The sequence below is a fragment of the Comamonas aquatica genome (assembly GCF_018064205.1).
In the GTDB taxonomy this organism is placed as follows: Bacteria; Pseudomonadota; Gammaproteobacteria; order Burkholderiales; family Burkholderiaceae_C; genus Comamonas; species Comamonas aquatica.
Map to the genome: position 1 here is coordinate 3,384,921 of NZ_CP072916.1, position 20,700 is coordinate 3,405,620.

Consider the following 20,700-nt stretch of genomic DNA (forward strand, 5'->3'; position numbering starts at 1 on the left):
CCCATGGCAAACACCCCGATGATGGCCAACGCAATCCGTGCGCTGGCAATGGACGCCGTTCAACAAGCCAACTCCGGTCACCCCGGCGCCCCCATGGGCATGGCCGACATGGCCGTGGCGCTGTGGAGCCGCCACCTGCAGCACAACCCCGCCAACCCCCTGTGGGCCAACCGTGACCGCTTCATCCTGTCGAACGGCCACGGTTCGATGCTGATCTACGCGCTGCTGCACCTGAGCGGCTACGACCTGCCCCTGCAAGAGCTGAAGAACTTCCGCCAGCTGCACAGCAAGACCGCCGGCCACCCCGAAGTGGGCATCACCCCCGGCGTGGAAACCACCACCGGCCCCCTGGGTCAGGGCATCACCAATGCCGTGGGCTTCGCCCTGGCCGAAAAGCTGCTGGCCGCCGAGTTCAACCAGCCCAAGCACGCCATCGTCGACCACCACACCTTCGTGTTCATGGGTGACGGCTGCCTGATGGAAGGCATCAGCCACGAAGCCGCCGCCCTGGCCGGCGCCTGGAAGCTGAACAAGCTGATCGCCCTGTGGGACGACAACGGCATCTCCATCGACGGCCAGGTCACGCCCTGGTTCGGTGACGACACCCCCGCGCGCTTTGAAGCCTACGGCTGGAACGTGATCCGCGCCGTGGACGGCCACAACGTGGACGCCGTGGACGCCGCCATCGCCCTGGCCAAGAAGAGCAAGGACAAGCCCACACTGATCTGCTGCAAGACCAGCATCGGCAAGGGCTCGCCCAACCGCGCCAACACCGCCAAGGCCCACGGCGAACCCCTGGGTGCCGACGAAATCGCCCTGACCCGCGCCGCCCTGGGCTGGACGCACGCGCCCTTCGAGATCCCCGCCGAGGTCTACGCCGACTGGGACGCCAAGGCCGCTGGCCAGAAGGCCGAAGCCGCCTGGAACAAGAAGTTCGCGGCCTACGCCAAGGCCTTCCCCGCCCAGGCCGCCGAATTCACCCGCCGCATGGCCGGTGAGCTGCCCGCCAACTTCCTGCAAGTGGCCGCCCAGATCGCCTCCGACGCGCACGACCAGGCCGCCACCGTGGCCAGCCGCAAGGCCAGCCAGCTGGCCCTGGAAGGCCTGACCGCCGCCCTGCCCGAACTGCTGGGCGGCTCGGCCGACCTGACCGGCTCCAACCTGACCAACACCAAGTCCACCCCCGCCTTCCGCGTGGATGCCAAGGGCGCCGTGGTCAAGACCGAAGCCGGCCAGATTGGCCGCCACATCAACTACGGTGTGCGCGAATTCGGCATGGCCGCCATCATGAACGGCATTGCGCTGCACGGTGGCTTCATCCCCTACGCCGGCACCTTCCTGACCTTCTCCGACTACAGCCGCAACGCCATCCGCATGGCGGCGCTGATGAAGCAGCGCGTGGTGCACGTGTTCACGCACGACTCCATCGGCCTGGGCGAAGACGGCCCCACCCACCAGTCCATCGAGCACGCCGCCTCGCTGCGCCTGATCCCCGGCCTGGACGTGTGGCGCCCCGCCGACACCACGGAAACCGCCGTGGCCTGGACCGTGGCCCTGAGCCAGAAGCACAAGCCCACGGCCCTGCTGCTGAGCCGCCAGAACCTGGCCTACGCACCCAAGAGCGAAGACGCGCTGGACCACATCGCCAACGGCGCCTACGTGCTGTCCGAGCCCAAGGATGTGGGCCTGAAGGGCAAGGCCCAGGCCGTGATCATCGCCACCGGCTCCGAAGTGCAGCTGGCCCTGGCCGCGCAAAAGCAGCTGGCCGCCCAGAAGATTGCCGTGCGCGTGGTCTCCATGCCCAGCACCACCACCTTCGACAAGCAGGACGTGGCGTACAAGACCAGCGTGCTGCCCGCCGGCCTGCCCCGCATCGCCGTCGAAATGGGCGTGACCGACTTCTGGTGGAAGTACGGCTGCGCCGCCGTGGTGGGCATCGACACCTACGGTGAATCGGCCCCCGCGCCCGTGCTGTTCAAGCACTTCGGCTTCACCGCCGAGAACGTGGCCGCCACCGTGATCGAGGCGATCCAGCGCAACAAGTAATCACGACTGAAACACCCGCCCACGCCTTGGCCGAGGCGGGTGTTTTACGTACAGTGACCCGGTTTTGTTTTCACATTCCATAGCAACGAGGCAACTATGACTATCAAGGTTGGCATCAACGGTTTTGGCCGCATCGGCCGCAACGTGCTGCGCTCTGCAGTGCAAAACTTCTCCGACATCGAGATCGTTGGCATCAACGACTTGCTGGAGCCCGACTACCTGGCCTACATGCTGAAGTACGACAGCGTGCACGGCCGTTTCGACGGTGAAGTCGCCGTGGAAGGCAACACCCTGATCGTCAACGGCAAGAAGATCCGCCTGACCCAGGAACGCGATCCCGCCGCCCTGAAGTGGAACGAAGTCGGCGCCGACATCGTGATCGAGTCCACCGGCCTGTTCCTGACCGACGAAACCGCCCGCAAGCACATCGCGGCCGGTGCCAAGAAGGTCATCATGTCGGCCCCTTCCAAGGACGCCACCCCCATGTTCGTGTTCGGCGTGAACGACAAGACCTATGCCGGCCAGGACGTAATCTCCAACGCCTCGTGCACCACCAACTGCCTGGCCCCCGTGGCCAAGGTGCTGAACGACAAGTGGGGCATCAAGCGCGGCCTGATGACCACCGTGCACGCTGCCACCGCCACACAGAAGACCGTGGACGGCCCGTCCAACAAGGACTGGCGCGGCGGCCGCGGCATCCTGGAAAACATCATCCCCTCCAGCACCGGCGCTGCCAAGGCCGTGGGCGTGGTGATTCCTGAGCTGAACAAGAAGCTGACCGGCATGTCCTTCCGCGTGCCCACCTCCGATGTGTCCGTGGTCGACCTGACCGTGGAACTGAACACCGAAGCGTCCTACGAAGAAATCTGCGCCGAAATGAAGGCCCAGTCCCAAGGCGCGCTGAAGGGCGTGCTGGGTTACACCGAAGACAAGGTGGTAGCCACCGACTTCCGCGGCGAGACCTGCACCTCCGTGTTCGATGCCGAAGCCGGCATCGCCCTGGACAAGACCTTCGTGAAGGTCGTGGCCTGGTACGACAACGAATGGGGCTACTCCAACAAGTGCCTGGAAATGGTGCGCGTGGTGGCCAAGTAATCTTCCGGATTACCTGCCAAAACAGGCTCCAGCGCTTGCCCATCCAGCGCTGTCAGCTATGAAAAAAGCCAAGTCATCGACTTGGCTTTTTTTGTGCCATGGCCCCCCGGGCCGGTGGCGGCGCCTCAGCGCAGGATGGCAATGCTGCCCTCGTCCACGTAGTACATGAACTCCTCGCGCGCCAGCGTCACCGTGACCGGCTGGCCCTCGCTGGTCCAGGACACCACCATGCTGGCCAGGGCCACGTCCACCTGCACTTCCTGCCCTTTGGGGATATCGTCCAGCGGGCCATCGCCCACGCGGTGCTGGACCCGGCCTTCGATGCGTGCCTGAAAGCGTTCGGGCAACTGGGTGATGGCGTCGGTGTCTGGGATTGTTGTCATAGGTTCCTCCTAGTTTGCGGGGCGCGGCCGTGGGCGGCGCTTGGCCTGCCATCTGAACATGCCGCGCGCGCCCTGTCTGTCAGCCAGGGGGCCGTATCACCGCCCCGACCGCAGGAACCCATGCCCACAGACGCACCGTTTCGTATCCATGTTTTCGCACTGTTTCAGTGCGATATGCGATAAAAACCACTGATCTATGCAATTTATTCATCTTCATGCGATTTATTTAGGCAAATACACGCAAAAAGCACCTTGAAAGTGCAATTGCACGGCATCTATGCACAAATGCGGTGCAACCCATGCGCACGGCTTTCATAATCCCTGGCAATGCCCCGCGGCGCCCCCGGCCCTGCGACCGGGCACACGGCCCCGCCATCCGGGCCCTGCACGCCGCCTGTCCGGGCGGCGTTTGCACGTCTGGCGGGTCGGCACGCCATTCAACGAGAGAGCCACACCGCCATGCGCCAGGAACACGACTTTTTGGGTCCCAAGGACATCCCCGACCACGCCTACTGGGGCGTGCACTCCGCCCGGGCGGTGGAGAACTTCCCCATCACCGGCCACACCGTGGCACAGATGCCAGCCCTGGTGCGCGCCCTGGCGCATGTGAAGCAGGCCGCGGCCGCCGCCAACCTGCGCCTGGGCGTGATCAGCCAGACCCAGGCGGATGCAATTGCCCAGGCCTGCCAGCGCCTGATCGCCGGCCAGCACCATGAGCAGTTCGTGGTGGACGTGATCCAGGGCGGGGCCGGCACCTCAACCAACATGAACGCCAACGAGGTGATCGCCAACCTGGCGCTGGAAATCCTGGGCCTGCCCAAGGGCCGCTACGACGTGATCCACCCCAACGACCACGTCAATGCCTCGCAGTCCACCAACGATGCCTACCCCACGGCGGTCAAGCTGGCCACCTACTTCGGCATCCAGGACCTGCTGGCGGCACTGGCTGCGCTGCGCGGCGCCTTCCAGGTCAAGGCCGGGGAGTTCGCCCACATCCTCAAGATCGGCCGCACGCAGCTGCAGGACGCCGTGCCCATGACGCTGGGCCAGGAGTTCACGGCCTTTGCCCAGATGATTGCCGACGATGAACAGCGCCTGCGCGAATCGGCCACCCTGATGTGCGAGATCAACCTCGGCGGCACCGCCATCGGCACCGGCATCAACGCCCCCGTGGGCTATGTGGACGTGGTGGTGCCCACGCTGGCCGCGCTGTCCGGCGTGCCCGTGGTCAAGGCCCGCGACCTGATCGCCGCCACCGGCGACACCGGCGCATTTGCCGACATCTCCGGCATCCTCAAGCGCATCGCCGTCAAGCTGTCCAAGATCAGCAACGACCTGCGCCTGCTGTCCTCCGGCCCGCAGGCCGGCGTGGGCGACATCCGCCTGCCCGCACGCCAGGCCGGCTCGTCCATCATGCCGGGCAAGGTCAACCCGGTGATCCCGGAGGTGGTGAACCAGGTCTGCTTCGAGGTCATCGGCAATGACGCGGCCATCACCATGGCCGTGGAAGGCGGGCAACTGCAGCTCAACGCCTTCGAGCCACTGATGGCCTGGGCCCTGCACCAGAGCCTGAGCCACCTGGGCCGCGCCTGCAACACCCTGCAGCGCAACTGCGTCGAGGGCATCGAGGCCAACACCGCCCTGCTGGACGCGCGCATCCACGAGTCGGTGACGCTGGTGACCGCCCTCAACCCCCTGATCGGCTACGAAAAGGCCGCCCAGATCGCCAAGACGGCCATGGCCTCGGGCAAGCCCATCGCCCTGGTGGCCGAGGAGCTGGGCATCATGGACCAGGCGCAGATGCGCGCGCTGCTGGTGGCCGACAAGCTGACCACGCCCGGCGCGCTGACAGCAGCACTGGCCTGAACCAGACGGCCCCGCAGGCCGGCCCTGCGCGGGCCCGGCCCATGAAAAAAGCCATGGCCTCTCGGCCATGGCTTTGGGGTACAGAAACTGTCGGTGGAGGCGTGGGAATCAGCCGTTGGTGCCGGTGGCCGCGTCGTCCACCCCGCGCACGCTTTCACGGCCGTTCTTGTCGCGCAGCTTGTCCAGATCGGCTTCCACGGTGCGGCGCAGCTTTTCCAGCGCGGCATTGAATGCGTCCTTGACCTTTTCTGCCTCGGCATTCACGGCCACGGGGGGGCGGCCGTTGGCCCGGGTTTCCAGCACGCACTTCTTGCCCGGGCCGCCCGTGGCTTTCAGGGCATCCACCCCGGTCAGGAACACCTCGACGCGCACCACATGCTCCTTGAGCCGGGCCAGTTTGGTGTTGATTTCCTCATGGGCCCATGTCTCCAGCGAATCGCCACCCTGGATGGTTGCGTCGGTATGGACTTGTACTTGCATGCATCTCTCCTTGTCACCAAATGCCGTGCCGTTGATCGCACGGCGGGTTTTGCTGAGGCCAGCGGAAATCAGGTTGCTGCACACATCCTAGCAGCGCTGCAGCCACCTGCCGCCCGACAACCACAGTGTGGGGTCAAAAACTGCCGCCGCAAGTCAGTCCAGGGCGTCTGATTGACCCGGATCAACCCGACCACCGCCGCCGCGGCGTCGGCCGGTCGCCACACCCCGGCCGGGCCGCTGGCTTGGATACACTCAAAATACATAGCACGCCAGCCAGCCTGGATGGCCGCCACCGGGCGACGTTCTGCGGCAGTTGCGGCAGCTCTCCTACATGACAAAACCCGGGGACGCGGTTACAAACCCAAGCATCGCCATCCCTGCCGTGCCTGTCGCCATGTCCCCTCCTGCCTCACGCCGCCTCAAGATCGGGCTGTCCGCCTGCTTCTCCCACGCCGACGCCAGCCGCCCGCTGTTCACCGGCAAGACCCTGCAGTACGTGGAGCAGTCGATCGCGCACTGGATCATGTCCTCGGGCGCGATGGTGGTGATGGTGCCCTGCCCCATGGGCGAGACCGCCAGGGGCGATGTGACCCTGGCGCATTACGCGCAATGGCTGGACGGCGTGGTCATGCACGGCGGTGCCGATGTCTGGCCCGGCAGCTATGGCGAGGAGCCGCTGCGCCCCGAATGGCTGGGCGACCGCGTGCGCGACCTGTACGACCTGGCCGTGGTCGAGGCCTTCAGCCAGGCGGGCAAGCCCATCTTCGGGGTGTGCCGCGGGCTGCAGCTGATCAACGTGGCCTTTGGCGGCACGCTGTACCAGGACATCCTGACCCAGGTGCCGGGCGCGCAGATGCACCGCAACGCCACCACCTACGACCGGCACCAGCACGACATCCACATCGTCAAGGGCTCGCGCCTGGCCCAGCTCTACCCCAACACCTACATGGCGCGGGTCAACAGCATCCACCACCAGGGCATCAAGGACGTGGCGCCCGGCTTCGAGGTGGAGGCCTGGAGCGTGCCCGACCACATCCCCGAGGCCATCTACCGCCGGGCGCCGGGCCAGAGCTACATCGCCGCCACGCAGTGGCACCCGGAATTCCACCACCCGGACAGCCCCATCATCGACAGCAGCGTGCTGCTGGGCGACTTTCTGAGCGCCTGCCAGCGCGCCAAGTTCCAGCCCGCGGTGGGCCACAGCCCGTTCCGCATCCGCGACCGCGCCGCGCGCCTGCTGCGCCGGGCACTGCTGCGCAGGCGCTAAAAAAAGGAGCAGCCCGCGCGCGTCATGCGGTGATTTAGCATGCAAAACGCAGCAAAAACCAGTAAACACGCGCGCTAACCGCTCACTTTTTCACCAGTCCCACCGCAGCGGGGCCGCCAACCCGTCGCTCAGGCGCTGTCGCCCACCAGGGCCTGCGGGGCACGCGCCGCCGCGCGGCGGGCGCGGCGCTTGCGCTCCCAGATGACGATGCCGGTGACAGACAGCATCACCACCACCAGCCCAATGACCGACATCAGGATGCGCCCGGGCAGGCCCAGGATGCGGCCAGAGTGCAGGGGCAGCTGCAGCTGCACGAAGACATCGGCCGCCGTGCCATGCCAGGGACGGTGCTGGCCCAGTACCGCACCGTCCTCGGCGCTGACGTAGATGTTCGAGAGCCCCATGCCCTGCGCGCCCAGCTCGTTGCTGGGGTCGAAGAAGGAGACGTTGTAGAACGGGAAGTCGCCGCCATACCAGATGCCCCCGGGCGGGTGCTCGAAGCCCTGGCGCTCGCCTTCGGCGCGCGCGATGTCGATCGCCTGGGCGAACGAGATCTTGGGCTCGATGAAGCTGCCGAACGGTGCGGGCGTCAGCGTCTCGTAGGGACCTGGCGTGGTGGTCGAGATCTGGCGCATCACCGGGTAGAACACCTCGCGGTACAGGTTCAGCGAGAACGAGGTGAAGGACACCACGATGATGACCAGCCAGACCCACAGCCCCCCGGCCCGGTGCAGGTCGAAGTGGAGCTTGTAGCCGCCGGCACGCCAGCGCACCACCCATGCGGGCTGCCAGCGGGCCCACCACGAGCGCGCCGGTGCGGGTGTCGCGCGCGCACTGCGCACGGCCGCCAGGCGGCGCGGCAGCGTCAGGTACAGGGCCACGAAGCTGTCGATCAGCCACATCAGCGCCACGCCCCCCATCAGCCAAAAGCCCCAGCGGTCGCTGCCCCAGAAGGCCGGCATGTGCAGGCTTTCGTGCAGGTGGCGCAGCCAGGGCATGAGGTTGCGCTGACTCAGCACCAGGCTCTTGGAGTTGCGCTGGCCCGTCACCTGGGCGGTCACGGGGTCGACGAACACGTTGTTGTAGCCCAGGACATAGGGCGCACCGGTCGCCGGATCCTTGCGCGGACGCACCAGGAACGAGGCGGCATGGCCTTCCTCCAGCCCCAGGGTCATGTACGACACCTCGGCGCGCGGATCGTGCGCCTCCACGGCCGCGGCCAGCGCCAGCGGGTCCTGCAGCGCGCCCCGGCCGGGCGTGTGCATGATGTCGGCGTTCAGCCACTCATCGATCTCATGGTCCCAGGAAATCACGGCGCCGGTGGCCCCGGCGACGATGAGGAACAGCGCCACCGTCAGGCCCAGCCAGCGGTGGACCACGGTCCAGAATTCACGCATGCGAGCCTAGCCTCAGAAGTCCACGCTGGCGCTGAGCGTGAAGGTGCGCGGCGCGCCCTGGACCAGGTAGCCTCTGCCTGGGTAACCACCGACCGAGGCCCAGTAGTCGCGGTCTGCCACGTTGTCCACGCGGGCACGCAGCGTCAGCAGCTTGCCCTGCACTTCGGTCAGGTAACGCACGCCCAGGTCCAGACGGGCCCAACCCGCCACGCGCAGCGTGTTAGCGCTGTCGGCATAGCTACTGCCGGTCATCACGGCACGGGCATCCAGCGTCAGACCGCGCAGCATGGGCACATCCCACTCCACCCCCAGGTTGCCCTGCTGGCGTGGCACGCCAATGACGCGCTGGCCTTGGGTGGCGGCATTGCCGGTATTGCGCTGCTCTGCATCCAGCCAGGTCACGCCACCCAGCACGCGCAAGCCTTTCGCAGGCTCACCGTAGGCGGTCAGCTCCAGACCCTGGTGGCGGTCTTCACCATGGGCTGTCACATAGTTGTTTTCCACCAGCTTGCCCGGCTTGTCCGTCGAGAAAAAGGCCAACCCGCCGCCGATGCGGCCGCCGTCGTACTTGATCCCGACTTCCTTTTGTTTGGACACATAGGGTGCCAGCGAGGTACCCGCGTTGGCATAGTTGCCGGTGATGTTTTCGCCCTTGGACAGGCCTTCCACGTAGTTCGCGTACAGCGACACCTCGGGGCGCAGCTTGAACACCACGCCCGCCACGGGACTAGTGCGGCTTTCGTTGTACGGTGTCCCGCTCATGACATCGCTGTAGGCGTAATCGGTGCTCGACAGCTGCTGGTGACGCAGACCCAGCGTCAGCAGCCATCGGTCATTCAGCAGGGACAGGGTGTCGCCGAGCGCAAAGCTGGTCATGCGCACCGTATTCAGCTTCCCAGGGTTGGCCAAATCGCCACCCACGAACGCCGAGCCGGATGTGGCAGGCATGGCCCAGGAAGTTGGCTGGTAAATATTGGTGGCCAACGTGTTGAAGTAATCCATCACGTAGGCGTTTTTCTCTTGCAGTCCGTAGTACGAGAAAGCACCCACCACGGTGTGCCCCACGCTCCCAGTGTTGAACTTGCCGCGCAAGCCCATCTCCGCCGTCTTCACCGTGTTCTCACGACGGTTGTCAAAACGGTAGGTGGTGGCATCGCCCGTACTGCCATTGGTAACCGTCACGCCCGCCAGACGGTTGTCTTCATGGCCCGTGCGTGCGCCTGCTGCCAGCCAGCCGGTCAGGTTGTCGCTGAAGTCGTATTCGCCACGCACGGTGCTGTACAGGTCGCGTTCATAAGAATGCGTCCAAGGCTGGGCGTAGTTGGTGGTGTTGTCGGGTGCGGTAGGCACCACGCTCACGCCGCTGCCCAAAGTCACGCTGGGGCGTGTGCCGTCCAGCTTGTAGTTTTGATAGCCGATGTCCGCCGACAGGCGCGCACGGCTGCTGCGCCAATCCACACCGACCGAGGCCACATTCAGGCCCACGCTTTCACCGTCCACCGCGGTGTCGCCCTTGCGGTGCGCCATGTTGACGCGGATGCCGGTGCTGCCGCCCGGGCCAAAGCGGCGGGCGACATCGGCCGCGACATACAACTGACCGCCACTGGCGGCGCCCACGGTCACACGGTTCAGCGGCTCATTCGGCGCACGCTTGGGCAGCAGGTTGATATTGCCGCCAATGCCTCCGCCCGAAGGCGTGGCACCGTTGAGGAAGGCGCTGGCACCGCGCAGCACTTCCACACGCTCGAACAACTCGGCCGAGGTGTACTGGCGGGGCATCAGGCCGTACAAACCGTTGTAGGCAATATCGTCCGAACTCAGCACAAAGCCGCGCAGGAAATACGCTTCCTGGAAGTTGCCATAACCCCGCGCCACACGCACGGCCGGGTCGTTTTGCAGCACATCGGCCACGCTACGAGCCTGCTGGTTCTGGATCAACTCATTCGTGTAGCTGGTGATGGAAAACGGTGCTTCCATGTTGTCGCGCGTACCGAGAATACCGGCACGCGCACCGCGCGCCACCTGGCCGCCGGCAAACGGCTTGGACAGGCCTTCGGCCGAGGCATCGGCACTGGCTTCGACCGTGACGGTCTCCAGGGTGGCGGCAGCCTGGTTCTGCGCGGATGCAGCCGAACCCAGGGCCCAGAACGACAAAGCGACCGCAACCGGTCGCAGGGGGAAGGCAGGAGAATGCATGAACTCAAATATTATTGAGAACTATTTTTATTTATACCACTCCAAGTCCTCCTGCTGCCGGCAGGAGCCCCATTCGCAGTGGGGACTAACACACGCGCTCACCCATGGCACCGCGCCGGCATGGCAGTGCGCGCCCCTGGGATCAAGGGTGCCCTAGCCAAATGCGCTGGCCCGGTCCGTGCGCACCGCCCTGTGGCCTGCCCACCACCAACTCTCCCAGGCCCCAGCCAGCCCCCTGCACGGCGGGATCCATACTTTTCAAGCCTTTTCGGCATCCAGCCCTTTCCCTACCTGCGTTAAACGCTCCTTTTTTTCGAAAAAACACCATAAAAAAACCGCCTGACGGCGGTTCTTCCTGCGGGGCGCAGCGGGCTCAATGGTGGTGACCGTGGCCGCCGTGCACGTGGCGGTGCGCCACTTCCTCTTCCGAGGCGGCACGCACTTCGGTGATCTTGCAGCTGAAGCGCAGCGCCTTGCCGGCCAGGGGGTGGTTGCCGTCCAGCTGGACCACGGGGCCCTTGATCTTCACCACGTTGTAGATCTGGGGCAGGCCCTGGTCGTTGGTGCCGCGCAGCTGGCCGCCCACCTTCACGCCGGCGGGGAATTCGCCCTTGGGGATGGTGCGCTGCAGGCTGGGGTCGTGGGGGCCGAAGGCCTCGTCCACGCTCAGGTCCACGGTCAGCGACTCGCCCACGGCCTTGCCGTCCAGCGCGGCCTCGACCTTGGCAAACAGGTTGTCGTAGCCACCGTGCAGGTAGGCCACGTCGCCCTTGTCCAGCACAGCGCCGGCGATGCCGCCCTGCAGCAGTTCGTGGATCTTGTAGTTCAGCGTGACCGCCGTGTCTTGGGTGATGTTCATGTGCGTTGCCACAAAAAAGTGGCGGCCAGGCCGCCACGGTTGGAATGCGCTGCATTGTCCACCATCGCCCGCCTGCCCTGCAGGCACTCGGTGGGCATCACGTCAGGCGGATGCGGGCACTTCGTCCGCGGCCTGCCCCGGATGGCGCGCAAAACGGCGCGGCGTGGCGCCATGCACCGGCGCCTGGCTGTCCCAGGGCCAGCCCCCGAACTGCGTGCGGCGGAAGTCCTGCATGGCCTGCATGATCTGCTGCTGCGTGTTCATCACGAAGGGGCCGTACTGCACCACGGGTTCGCCCAGCGGGCGGCCCTGCAGCAGCAGCAGCTCGGCCACCTCGCCCCCGGTGTTGACCAGGGCCAGGTCGCGCCCGGCCTCCACCTGCAGCGCGGCGTGCGCGCCCAAGTCCTCGCCCTCCAGTTGCAGGGCGTCGCCCACAAACCAGTACAGCATGCGACGGGTGGCCGCCCCTGTGGCCCGGGGCAGGGTCCAGCGGGCGCCGGGCTGCAGGCGGAGGGTCCAGATGGCGACGTCGGCCTCGGCCTGGGAGGCCCAGGATTCGGGCGGCGGAGGCAGCGGGGCCCCCGCCCCTGCCAGGGCGCCGGCGACCACGGTCACCGTGGTCTGGCGCCCGGCGGCATCGGTGTGCTGCAGGCGCGGGATGCGCTCGTTCCACAGCATGGTGAAGTGGGGCGGCACCATCTTCTGGCTGGCCGGCAGGTTCAGCCAGATCTGGAACAGCTCCAGCGGGTTGGAGCGGTCGGTGTGCAGCAGCGGAAACATCTCCGAGTGCATGATGCCGGCGCCAGCCGTCACCCACTGCACGTCGCCGCCGCCAAAGCGCGCGGCCGCACCCAGCGAATCGGCGTGGTCGATCAGGCCCTCGCGCACCAGGGTCACGGTTTCAAAGCCGCGGTGGGGGTGGCCCGGGAAGCCCGGTACATGGTCGCCGTGGTACATGGAAAAGCCGTCCTTGCCGCTGAAGTCGCTGCCCATGGGGCGGTCTTCCAGCTCGACGGCCTGCACGCCCAGCGCGCCGTCCCCGGCGGGGTAGGCGTCGTTGTGGTGGGCGCAGAACAGAAAGGGGTCGATGCACGGCCACTGGTTGCCCAGAGGCAGGCGTTGAAGGATGGGGGATGCGGACATGGCCGTCGCTCCTGCTGGGTGCCGCCATCCCCGTCCCCTGCGGACGGGCAACACTGCGGCGTTGCACATGCTTCGAAGATAAGGGCGCGGGCCGCCCGCTCCAAGCCCTGCCACTGCAACAGAGCGTTCCAGCAGCAAGACGGTGGCAGCACGGGCACCGCCAACGTCCCAGCCGGCAAGCGCAGGGCCACGGCCCGCAGCGGGTGCGCGGACTGCGCAGCCTCACCCCAACCCGAGCGCAGCGGGCCCTTGCGCGCCGTGCTCAGGCCGCCGCGGCAGCAGGCACGCCCAGGCCGCGCTGCACGGCGGGGCGCGCCAGCCAGGCCTGCAGCACGCGCTGCACGTTGGCGTAGTCGGCCAGGCCCAACAGGGCATCGGCCTCGTAGTTCACCGACAGGCAGCGCACCCAGGGCAGCACGGCGATGTCGGCGATCGTGTAGTCAGCGCCCAGGATCCAGTCGCGGCCCTGCAGGCGCGCATCCAGCACGCCCAGCAGGCGCTTGGCCTCGGTCACATAGCGCTGCAGCGGGCGCTTGTCCTCGAAATCCTTGCCGCCATAGCGCCAGAAGAAGCCCACCTGGCCGAACATGGGGCCGGCACCGCCCATCTGCCACATCAGCCACTGCAGGGCTTCATAGCGCCGCGCAGGGTCCTGGGGCAGGAGCTGACCGGTTTTTTCGGCCAGATAGACCAGGATGGCGCCGGATTCGAACAGGCCCAGCGGCTGGCCGCCCGGACCGTTCGGGTCCCAGATGGCGGGAATCTTGTTGTTGGGGTTGAGCGCCAGGAATTCGGGTGTGAACTGGTCGCCGGCCTGGATGTCCACGCGGTGGGCTTCGTAGGGCAGACCCACCTCTTCCAGCATCACCGAGACCTTGATGCCATTCGGTGTGGGCAGCGAATACAGCTGCAGGCGCTGCGGGAACTGGGCCGGCCACTTGCCGCCGATGGGGTGTGCGTGGGATTGCTGCATCAAGTCGTACCTCCGTCCATGGGCCGGCCACCATGGCGGCCCGAGTCGTCCGATGGTAGCGGCGCCGGCAACAACACCGCGGCGCCTGCGGGCAAGGGCCTCAGGGCTTGGCCGCCGCGTCCTTGGCGACGATGGCCACGTCCAGCCCCTGCGGGGTCACGGTGATGGCGCCGGGCTGTAGGCCCAGGCTGTCGGCCAGCTGCAGCTCCTCGGGCTTGACGTGGTACAGCGCAAAGGCCTCCAGCGCCTGCGAGGCCAGGCGCGGGCCATAGGTGGAGACCATGTCGGCCACGGCGGGATCGGCGCCTTCGAACTGCAGGCTCAGCACCTCCACGCGGTGCGCGCGCACGGTGCGGTCCTGGGGTTCATAGCGCAGGGCAAAGCGCACCTCCATGCGGCCGGCATAGCTTTGGCGCAGCGCGGGGCCGGACAGTTGCACGGGCAGGTGCGTCTGCAACTGGTTGCTGGCCGGCAGCAGCTGCAGGGCGGGGCGCTGCATTTCCAGCTGCAGCAGGCCGGCGACGGGGAAGCGCTTGGGGAATTGCTGCAGCAGGCCCTGCTCGAGCTGGGCCTGGCTGACGCTGATCTTGGTGGGCACGGCCTGGGAGCAGGCGCTGAGGGTCAAAGTCGTGGCGGCGGCAACGGCCAACAAAAAACGGCGGCGGGACATGGCGGGCTCGGTTGCAAGACCGCAGCCAGCCCGGACAGCGCGGGCAGCCGCAGCCTCAATTTGTATCAAAACAGCAGTAAACGCTGATCCATCCTGCGCTTGGCGCTCTTAATTTTGTGAAGTTTAGCGCAAGCCGCAGCGGGGTGCTGTCGCGCGCCGCTCAGCCTTCCAGGTAACGCTGGGCCAGGCGCTGGCGGGCTGCGGCGTCCACGCCCAGCACCTCGGCCAGGTAGCGGTCCATGCTGCCGGCGTGCTGCTCGGCCAGCACGAAGGCGCTGTCCAGAAACGGCATCTGCACGCGCCACAGCACGTCCAGGATGTCCTGCGGCACGGACTGCGCGGCCTTGGCCGCCAGCTCGGCCGGGCGGCGGTAGAGCTGGTTGGTCAGCAGGTAGTCCTCGCGCACCGCCTCGCGCGACACGCCCAGCGCCAGCAGGATCAGCGCGGCGGCCCAGCCGGTGCGGTCCTTGCCGGCCGTGCAGTGGAACACCAGCGGCTGGTCGCTGTCCTGCAGCAGGCGGAACAGGCGGGCAAAGCGGTCGGCGTTGTCGATGACGAAGCTGCGGTAGGTGTCTTGCATCAGGCCCACGGTTTCGTCGGCGGTCAGGCGGTGGCCCTGCTGCACCAGGGCCAGGGCCCGCTGCACCACGGTGGGCTCAATGCCCAGCACCTGCTGTTCCAGGAATGGCCAGGCATAGCCCTGGCTGGCCCGCTCCTGCACCCCGCGGAAGTCCACGGCCCGCGCCACACCCAGGGCCTGCAAGGCCTGCAGGTCGGCGGGGCTCAGGCCCGCCAGGTGGTCCGAGCGGAACAGCTTGCGCCAGCGCACGGTGCGCCCGTCGGCCCCCGCGTAGCCACCCAGGTCGCGGAAATTGGTCGTGCCGTCCAGGGCGATGCTGCGCGGCAGCGACACGGGGGTCAGGGGGGCCAGTTCCATGCGAACCACTCCTTCGGGCGAACGTTCAAGACAGGCCGCCAGGCGGCCACGCACACCGGCATGCTGCCGGCATTCCGGGTCCGGCGCATGCACCCGGGCGACAGCCTGTGCGCCCGGGTCCTGCGCTGGCGCCGGCGCTCAGGCCTCGCCCTGGCTGTGCAGGTGCTGGCCGACGATGCCGGTCAGCTCGAACATGTTGATCCGGTCCTTGCCGAACACGGGCAACAGCTTGGCATCGGCGACGATGACACGCTTGTCCTTGGGGTCTTGCAGGTTGTGGGCCTTGACGTAGTCCCAGACCTTCTTGACCACCTCGGTGCGCGCCACGGCGCCGTCACCGATCACGGCGGCCAGCGCGGCATCGGGACGGTAGTTGGCGGCCGCGGGCTTGCGCGCCGCGGTCTTCTTGGCCGCAGGGGCCTTCTTAGCAGCGGGTGCTTTTTTGGCTGCAGCGCTCGTCCTGGCTGCGCCAGCAGCTCCTGTTTTTGCTGCCGCCGTCTTGCGCGCCGGGTACTTGGACTCGCGCTGCTCAAACTCGAAGTTCACCTTGCCCGCGTCCTTGTCCCAGACCAGGAAGGCCTTGAAGGCACGGCGCGTGCGGTTGGAGACGAACTTCTCCAGCAGGTCGGTCTTGCCGGTGGCCAGCAGCTTGCCCATCTGCTCGCGCTCGATGGGCTGCTGCAGGATGATCTGGCCGCTCTTGAAGTCGCAGCTGGGCACGGTCTGCTGCGGTGTGGGCACGGCCTTGGCGCAGACGTAGTTGGCGCCATGCTCGAACACGGGTGCGCCGCACTTGGGGCAGGCGCCCAGGCTGTGCTGGTGGCTGAAGTCGACGATCTCGCCGGACTCCTCGTCCTTGTCGTCGCCGAAGTCGAACTCCAGCTTGAAGTTGCCGGCCTCCTCATCGCGCACGATGCCGACCTCGGCCACGAAGGGCCAGCCGGCCTTGGAGCGGAAGCCCTCCAGCGGGCCGATGCGGCGGTCGCGCAGCAGCTGCTCGGCCTCGGCGGTCTCGAAGGTACGGCCCGCGGGCGACTTGGTGAAGGAGAAGCCACAGCCCTCGCTGGTGCCGTGCACGCCGGTGCAGGCGTAGCGGCGGTAGTTTTCCTTGACGATGCCGCCGCAGTTCGGGCAGGGCGTGGCCAGCGTCGCGTAGTCCCCGGGGATGGTGTCGCGGTCGTATTCCTTGGCCTTCTTCACCATGCGCTCGGTCATGGCGGCAATTTCCTGCATGAAGGCGGCGCGCGACAGCGCGCCCTTTTCCATCTGCGACAGCTTGTACTCCCACTCGCCGGTCAGGTCGGCGCGGCACAGTTCGTCCACCTCCAGACCGCGCAACAGCGTCATCAGCTGGAAGGCTTTGGCCGTGGGGATCAGCTCGCGGCCTTCGCGCAGCATGTACTTTTCCGTCAGCAGGCCTTCGATGATGGCCGCGCGCGTGGCAGGCGTGCCCAGGCCCTTTTCCTGCATGGCGCTGCGCAGCTCTTCGTCGTCGATCTGCTTGCCGGCGCTTTCCATGGCGCCCAGCAGCGTCGCTTCGGAGTAGCGCGCGGGCGGCTTGGTCTTCAGGCCCTTGGGCTGGGCATCGCTGGTGCGCGGCTGCTCGCCGGGCTGCACCGCCACCAGGGGCTGGCCCTTGTCGCCTTCCTTGGCATCTTCCACCTCGTTGGCGGCTTCCTTGCCGTAGATGGCCAGCCAGCCCGGTTTGACCAGCACCTTGCCCTCGGTCTTGAAGTGGTGCTGCTCGACCTTGCTGATGCGCGTGGTGACCTGGTATTCGGCGCTGGGGAAGAACACGGCCATGAAGCGGCGCACGACCAGGTCGTAGAGCTTCTGTTCGGCCTCGCTCAGGCCCGATGGGGCCTGGGTGGTCGGGATGATGGCAAAGTGGTCCGAGACCTTGCTGTTGTCGAAGATGCGCTTGCTGGGGCGCACATAGCCCGCACCGATGGCCTGCTGGGCAAATGGCTCCAGGTGGCGCATGCCGCTGTGGGCCAGCATCTCGAAGGTCTGCTTGGCCACGGGCACATAGTCCTCGGGCAGGGCGCGCGAATCGGTACGCGGGTAGGTCAGGGCCTTGTGGCGCTCGTACAGGCTTTGCGCCAGCGCCAGCGTGGTCTTGGCCGAGAAGCCGAACTTGCCGTTGGCCTCGCGCTGCAGGCTGGTGAGGTCGAACAACAGGGGCGAGGCCTGGGTGGTGGGCTTGCTCTCTTCCGTGACAGTGGCGGGCTTGCCTTTGACCGCTGCGGCAATCGCTTGCGCTTCGGCAGCGCTCCACACGCGATCGGCCTTGGCTTCCGCGTCTTCGGTTTTCTTCCACTGGGGGTTGAACCACTTGCCCAGGTACTGGCCGGCCTGCGCATCGAAGGTACCGTGCACTTCCCAGTAGTCACGGCTGACGAACTTGCGGATCTTGTCCTCGCGGTCCACCACCAGCGACAGCGTCGGCGTCTGCACGCGGCCCACGGTGGTCAGGAAGAAGCCGCCATCGCGCGAGTTGAAGGCCGTCATGGCGCGCGTGCCGTTGATGCCCACCAGCCAGTCGGCCTCAGAGCGGCTGCGCGCCGCATCGGCCAGGCCCTGCATCTGCTGCTCGCTGCGCAGCTTCTCGAAGCCTTCGCGGATGGCCTGCGGAGTCATCGACTGCAGCCACAGGCGCTGGATGGGCTTGCCCAGCCCGCCCTTGGCGCCGCCGGCGTACTGCTCGATCAGGCGGAAGATCAGCTCCCCTTCGCGGCCCGCGTCACAGGCGTTGATCAGCTGCGTCACATCCTTGCGCTTGGCCTGCTTGACCACGGCATTCAGGCGGCTCTTGGTCTTGTCCACGGGCTTGAGGTCGAAGCGCGGGGGGATCACCGGCAGGTTGGCAAAACTCCATTTGCCGCGTTTGACGTCGAACTCCTCGGGCGCCTGGATCTCCACCAGGTGGCCCACGGCACTGGTGACCACGAATTGCTCGTTCTCGAAATGGTCCTCGTGCTTGTCAAACTTGCCGTAGGCGGGCGTGAGGGCCCGCACGATGTCTTGTGCCACCGACGGTTTTTCCGCTATCACCAAGGTCTTTGTCATTGAGTGCTCTCGTCTTTTTGCAGCGCTGGCCGCCACGCCGGGCAGCCACCGCTTCTACAATCCATCTTCACGCACGCGTGCGTGCGCATGCATATGTGCGCGCATGTGCGCATGTGTGCCTATTTAAGTTATCAGAGATTCCAATGCCCAGCACTGCCAATCCCCCATCTCACGGCAAGCGCATCCAGGCGCGCCGCTCCGGCGTCCATGGCAAGGGCGTGTTCGCCGTGCAGGACATTGCGGCCGGCGAAACCATCATCGAGTACCGGGGCGAGGTCATCAGCTGGGACGAGGCACAGCGCCGCCACCCGCACGACCCCAGCCAGCCCAACCACACCTTCTACTTCCACGTGGACGAGGATGTGGTGATCGATGCGGCACATGGCGGCAATTCGGCACGCTGGATCAACCACAGCTGCGCGCCCAACTGCTACACCGACGAACGCGGGGGGCGCATCTTCATCGTGGCGCTGCGCAACATTGCCGCCGGGGAAGAGCTGAACTACGACTACGGCCTGATCATCGAGGAGCGCTACACGCCCAAGCTCAAGGCCGAGTACGCCTGCTGGTGCGGCGCCCCCACCTGCCGCGGCACCATGCTGGCGCCCAAGCGCGGCTGGCGCCCGCCCATGCCTGAGGACTTCGCCGCGCAAGGAACCACCCCGTGAGCACCACCCCGACCCGCTGGCCCGCGGAAGACCTGTGGCTGGAGATCGCCCCGCGGCTGCCGGGCTTCACGGTCGAAGTCCTGCCCGAGATCGACTCCACCAACACCGAGCTGATGCGCCGCGCGCGCAGCGGCCAGGTCGATCCCATCGTGCTGGTCGCCGAATCGCAGACCGCCGGCCGCGGACGCCTGGGGCGCCAGTGGATCAACCAGCCCGGGGATTGCCTGATGTATTCGCTGGGCCTGATGCTGCAGCCCGCCGACTGGTCCGGCCTGTCCCTGGTGGTGGGACTGAGCATTGCCGAGTCGCTGCAGGCCGCGCCCGACGCCAGCGCCCCGCGCCTCGGCGTCAAGTGGCCCAACGACCTGTGGCTGTGGGACGGGCGCAAGCTGGCCGGCACCCTGATCGAAACCGCCAACGTGCCCGTCGACGTACTGGCCCCGGCCCATGGCAGCGGCCCCGGGCCGGCACGCTTTGTCATCCTCGGCACCGGCATCAACGTCTGCCCGCCACCGTCCCGCAGCGACGCCCTGCCCACCCCGGTCGCCTGCCTGCAGGACCTGGACCCGCGCTGGAGCGCCCCGCTGGCGCTGCAGCGATTGCTGCCACGGCTGGTGGAGGACGTGCTGCTGTTCGCCGACCACGGTCTGGCGCCATTCGTGGACCGCTTTGCACACCGCGACGTGCTGCGCGGTCGGGGCGTGCACCTCAGTGATGGCAGCCAGGGCGTGGCCGAAGGCATTGCCGCCGACGGCAGCCTGTTGCTGCGCACCCCCCAGGGACTGCGCCCCGTCATCAGCGGCGATGTCAGCGTGCGCCCGATCGACATGGCCTTGCCCACCGCCCGCCCCTAACCCCCGGAGCTGCTGCCATGTTGCGTTTTGCCTTGCTTGTCTTGCTGCTGGCCAATGCGGGTTACCTGGCCTGGACCCAGGGCTGGATGGCGACCTTGGGCTGGGCCCCGGCCGTGCAGTCCGAACCCCAGCGTCTGGCGCGCCAGGTGCGGCCCGACGTGCTCAGCGTGGTGCGCGAGCCCACCGTCACGGCGCCCCCTGCGCCTGCACCTCAGACCGCCCCCGCAGCCCCAACACCGGCCGTCCCTGCGCACGACGTGGCGCTGCCGGCCCCCACCGCGCCAGTGGCAGCAGCCGCCGCGGCGCCCGAACCCCTGGTCTGCCTGCAGACCGAGAGCATGGACGAAGCCCAGGCCAACCGGCTGCGCCAGGCCCTGCGCCAGAGCGAGCTGCCCGCCAGCAGCTGGGAATGGCAGACCAGCGCCGTGGCGGGCCGCTGGATGGTCTACGTCGGCAAGTTCGCCAACGAGACGGCGCTGGAAAAGCGCCGGGCCGAGTTGCGCGCGCGCAAGATCGGTTTTGACCGGGCGGGCGGCAGCCTGGAGCCCGGCCTGTCCCTGGGCCGCTTCTCGACCGAGGAAGCCGCCACGCGCGAGCTGACCAACATGCTGAACCAGGGCGTGCGTGGCGCCCGCGTGGTGCAGGAGCGCGCCGCACAGACGCTGTACACCCTACGCCTGGCCCAGCTGACGCCCGCGCAGCGCAGCAGCCTGCAGGCCTTGCGCCCGGCCTTCGCGGCCAAGCCGCTGCGCCCCTGCGGCGACTGAGCGCCCGCCACAGGCCCGCGCCCTGCAAAA

17 protein-coding genes are annotated in these 20,700 nt (G+C 67.2%); 7 read left to right on the forward strand and 10 right to left on the reverse strand.

The features are described 5' to 3' along the window. The first annotated feature begins 3 nt into the window (after window positions 1-3). A complete protein-coding gene (tkt, locus tag KAQ61_RS15940; protein WP_210929790.1) occupies window positions 4-2,046 on the forward strand; it encodes a transketolase in 2,043 nt (680 codons plus the stop codon). Window positions 2,047-2,142: 96 nt separating this feature from the next. Next, window positions 2,143-3,141 carry a type I glyceraldehyde-3-phosphate dehydrogenase gene (gene gap, locus KAQ61_RS15945; RefSeq protein ID WP_210929791.1) on the forward strand — a complete coding sequence of 333 codons (999 nt, stop codon included), beginning with the start codon at window positions 2,143-2,145 and terminating at the stop codon, window positions 3,139-3,141. Window positions 3,142-3,266: 125 nt separating this feature from the next. Here gap and KAQ61_RS15950 read toward each other — a convergent pair whose 3' ends face one another. Then, window positions 3,267-3,524: a hypothetical protein gene (locus KAQ61_RS15950; RefSeq protein ID WP_210929792.1), complete on the reverse strand. Its 258-nt coding sequence runs from the start codon at window positions 3,522-3,524 to the stop codon at window positions 3,267-3,269. 459 nt (window positions 3,525-3,983) lie between these two features. Here KAQ61_RS15950 and KAQ61_RS15955 point away from each other — a divergent pair, with 459 nt between their 5' ends. Then, window positions 3,984-5,390, forward strand: coding sequence for an aspartate ammonia-lyase (locus KAQ61_RS15955; RefSeq protein ID WP_210929793.1), 1,407 nt, complete (start codon window positions 3,984-3,986; stop codon window positions 5,388-5,390). A gap of 108 nt (window positions 5,391-5,498) precedes the next feature. Here KAQ61_RS15955 and KAQ61_RS15960 read toward each other — a convergent pair whose 3' ends face one another. Then, a complete protein-coding gene (locus KAQ61_RS15960; protein WP_042415921.1) occupies window positions 5,499-5,870 on the reverse strand; it encodes an HPF/RaiA family ribosome-associated protein in 372 nt (123 codons plus the stop codon). Window positions 5,871-6,264: 394 nt separating this feature from the next. On the opposite strand from KAQ61_RS15960, the gene KAQ61_RS15965 reads away from it, so the two are divergent. Beyond that, window positions 6,265-7,137: a gamma-glutamyl-gamma-aminobutyrate hydrolase family protein gene (locus KAQ61_RS15965; protein ID WP_210929794.1), complete on the forward strand. Its 873-nt coding sequence runs from the start codon at window positions 6,265-6,267 to the stop codon at window positions 7,135-7,137. Window positions 7,138-7,265: 128 nt separating this feature from the next. On the opposite strand, the gene KAQ61_RS15970 is transcribed toward KAQ61_RS15965, so the two are convergent. From KAQ61_RS15970 to KAQ61_RS16005, 8 genes are all read right to left on the reverse strand, one after another. Next, a complete protein-coding gene (locus KAQ61_RS15970) occupies window positions 7,266-8,534 on the reverse strand; it encodes a PepSY-associated TM helix domain-containing protein (protein WP_210929795.1) in 1,269 nt (422 codons plus the stop codon). Window positions 8,535-8,546: 12 nt separating this feature from the next. Beyond that, complete coding sequence (locus tag KAQ61_RS15975; protein WP_210929796.1) at window positions 8,547-10,730, reverse strand: TonB-dependent receptor; 2,184 nt, start codon at window positions 10,728-10,730, stop codon at window positions 8,547-8,549. A 373-nt stretch (window positions 10,731-11,103) separates the two neighbouring features. Next, window positions 11,104-11,589, reverse strand: coding sequence for an FKBP-type peptidyl-prolyl cis-trans isomerase (locus KAQ61_RS15980; RefSeq protein ID WP_043378616.1), 486 nt, complete (start codon window positions 11,587-11,589; stop codon window positions 11,104-11,106). Window positions 11,590-11,691: 102 nt separating this feature from the next. Further along, window positions 11,692-12,732 carry a pirin family protein gene (locus KAQ61_RS15985; protein ID WP_210929797.1) on the reverse strand — a complete coding sequence of 347 codons (1,041 nt, stop codon included), beginning with the start codon at window positions 12,730-12,732 and terminating at the stop codon, window positions 11,692-11,694. 262 nt (window positions 12,733-12,994) lie between these two features. Next, window positions 12,995-13,705 (reverse strand): glutathione S-transferase N-terminal domain-containing protein, encoded by a 711-nt coding sequence (locus KAQ61_RS15990; protein ID WP_043378610.1) that lies wholly within the window; start codon window positions 13,703-13,705, stop codon window positions 12,995-12,997. 100 nt (window positions 13,706-13,805) lie between these two features. After that, window positions 13,806-14,375, reverse strand: coding sequence for a DUF1439 domain-containing protein (locus tag KAQ61_RS15995; protein ID WP_210929798.1), 570 nt, complete (start codon window positions 14,373-14,375; stop codon window positions 13,806-13,808). A gap of 160 nt (window positions 14,376-14,535) precedes the next feature. Beyond that, window positions 14,536-15,312 carry a tyrosine-protein phosphatase gene (locus KAQ61_RS16000; RefSeq protein WP_045265867.1) on the reverse strand — a complete coding sequence of 259 codons (777 nt, stop codon included), beginning with the start codon at window positions 15,310-15,312 and terminating at the stop codon, window positions 14,536-14,538. Between the two features lie 138 nt (window positions 15,313-15,450). Continuing rightward, entirely contained in the window at window positions 15,451-18,381 is a 2,931-nt protein-coding gene (locus KAQ61_RS16005) for a DNA topoisomerase III (protein ID WP_210929799.1), read from the reverse strand. A gap of 143 nt (window positions 18,382-18,524) precedes the next feature. On the opposite strand from KAQ61_RS16005, the gene KAQ61_RS16010 reads away from it, so the two are divergent. The 3 genes from KAQ61_RS16010 to KAQ61_RS16020 are packed head-to-tail and all read left to right on the forward strand — an operon-like array spanning window position 18,525 to window position 20,670. Further along, on the forward strand, window positions 18,525-19,049 hold the full coding sequence (locus KAQ61_RS16010; RefSeq protein WP_154163122.1) for an SET domain-containing protein: 525 nt from the start codon (window positions 18,525-18,527) through the stop codon (window positions 19,047-19,049). After that, the gene (locus tag KAQ61_RS16015; protein WP_210929800.1) at window positions 19,046-19,903 is read left to right on the forward strand and encodes a biotin--[acetyl-CoA-carboxylase] ligase; all 858 of its coding nucleotides are present in this window, start codon (window positions 19,046-19,048) and stop codon (window positions 19,901-19,903) included. Before KAQ61_RS16010 ends, KAQ61_RS16015 begins: the two co-directional genes overlap by 4 nt. A 17-nt stretch (window positions 19,904-19,920) precedes the next feature. Continuing rightward, window positions 19,921-20,670, forward strand: a complete 750-nt coding sequence (locus KAQ61_RS16020; protein WP_210929801.1) for an SPOR domain-containing protein — start codon at window positions 19,921-19,923, stop codon at window positions 20,668-20,670. Window positions 20,671-20,700: the final 30 nt, after the last annotated feature.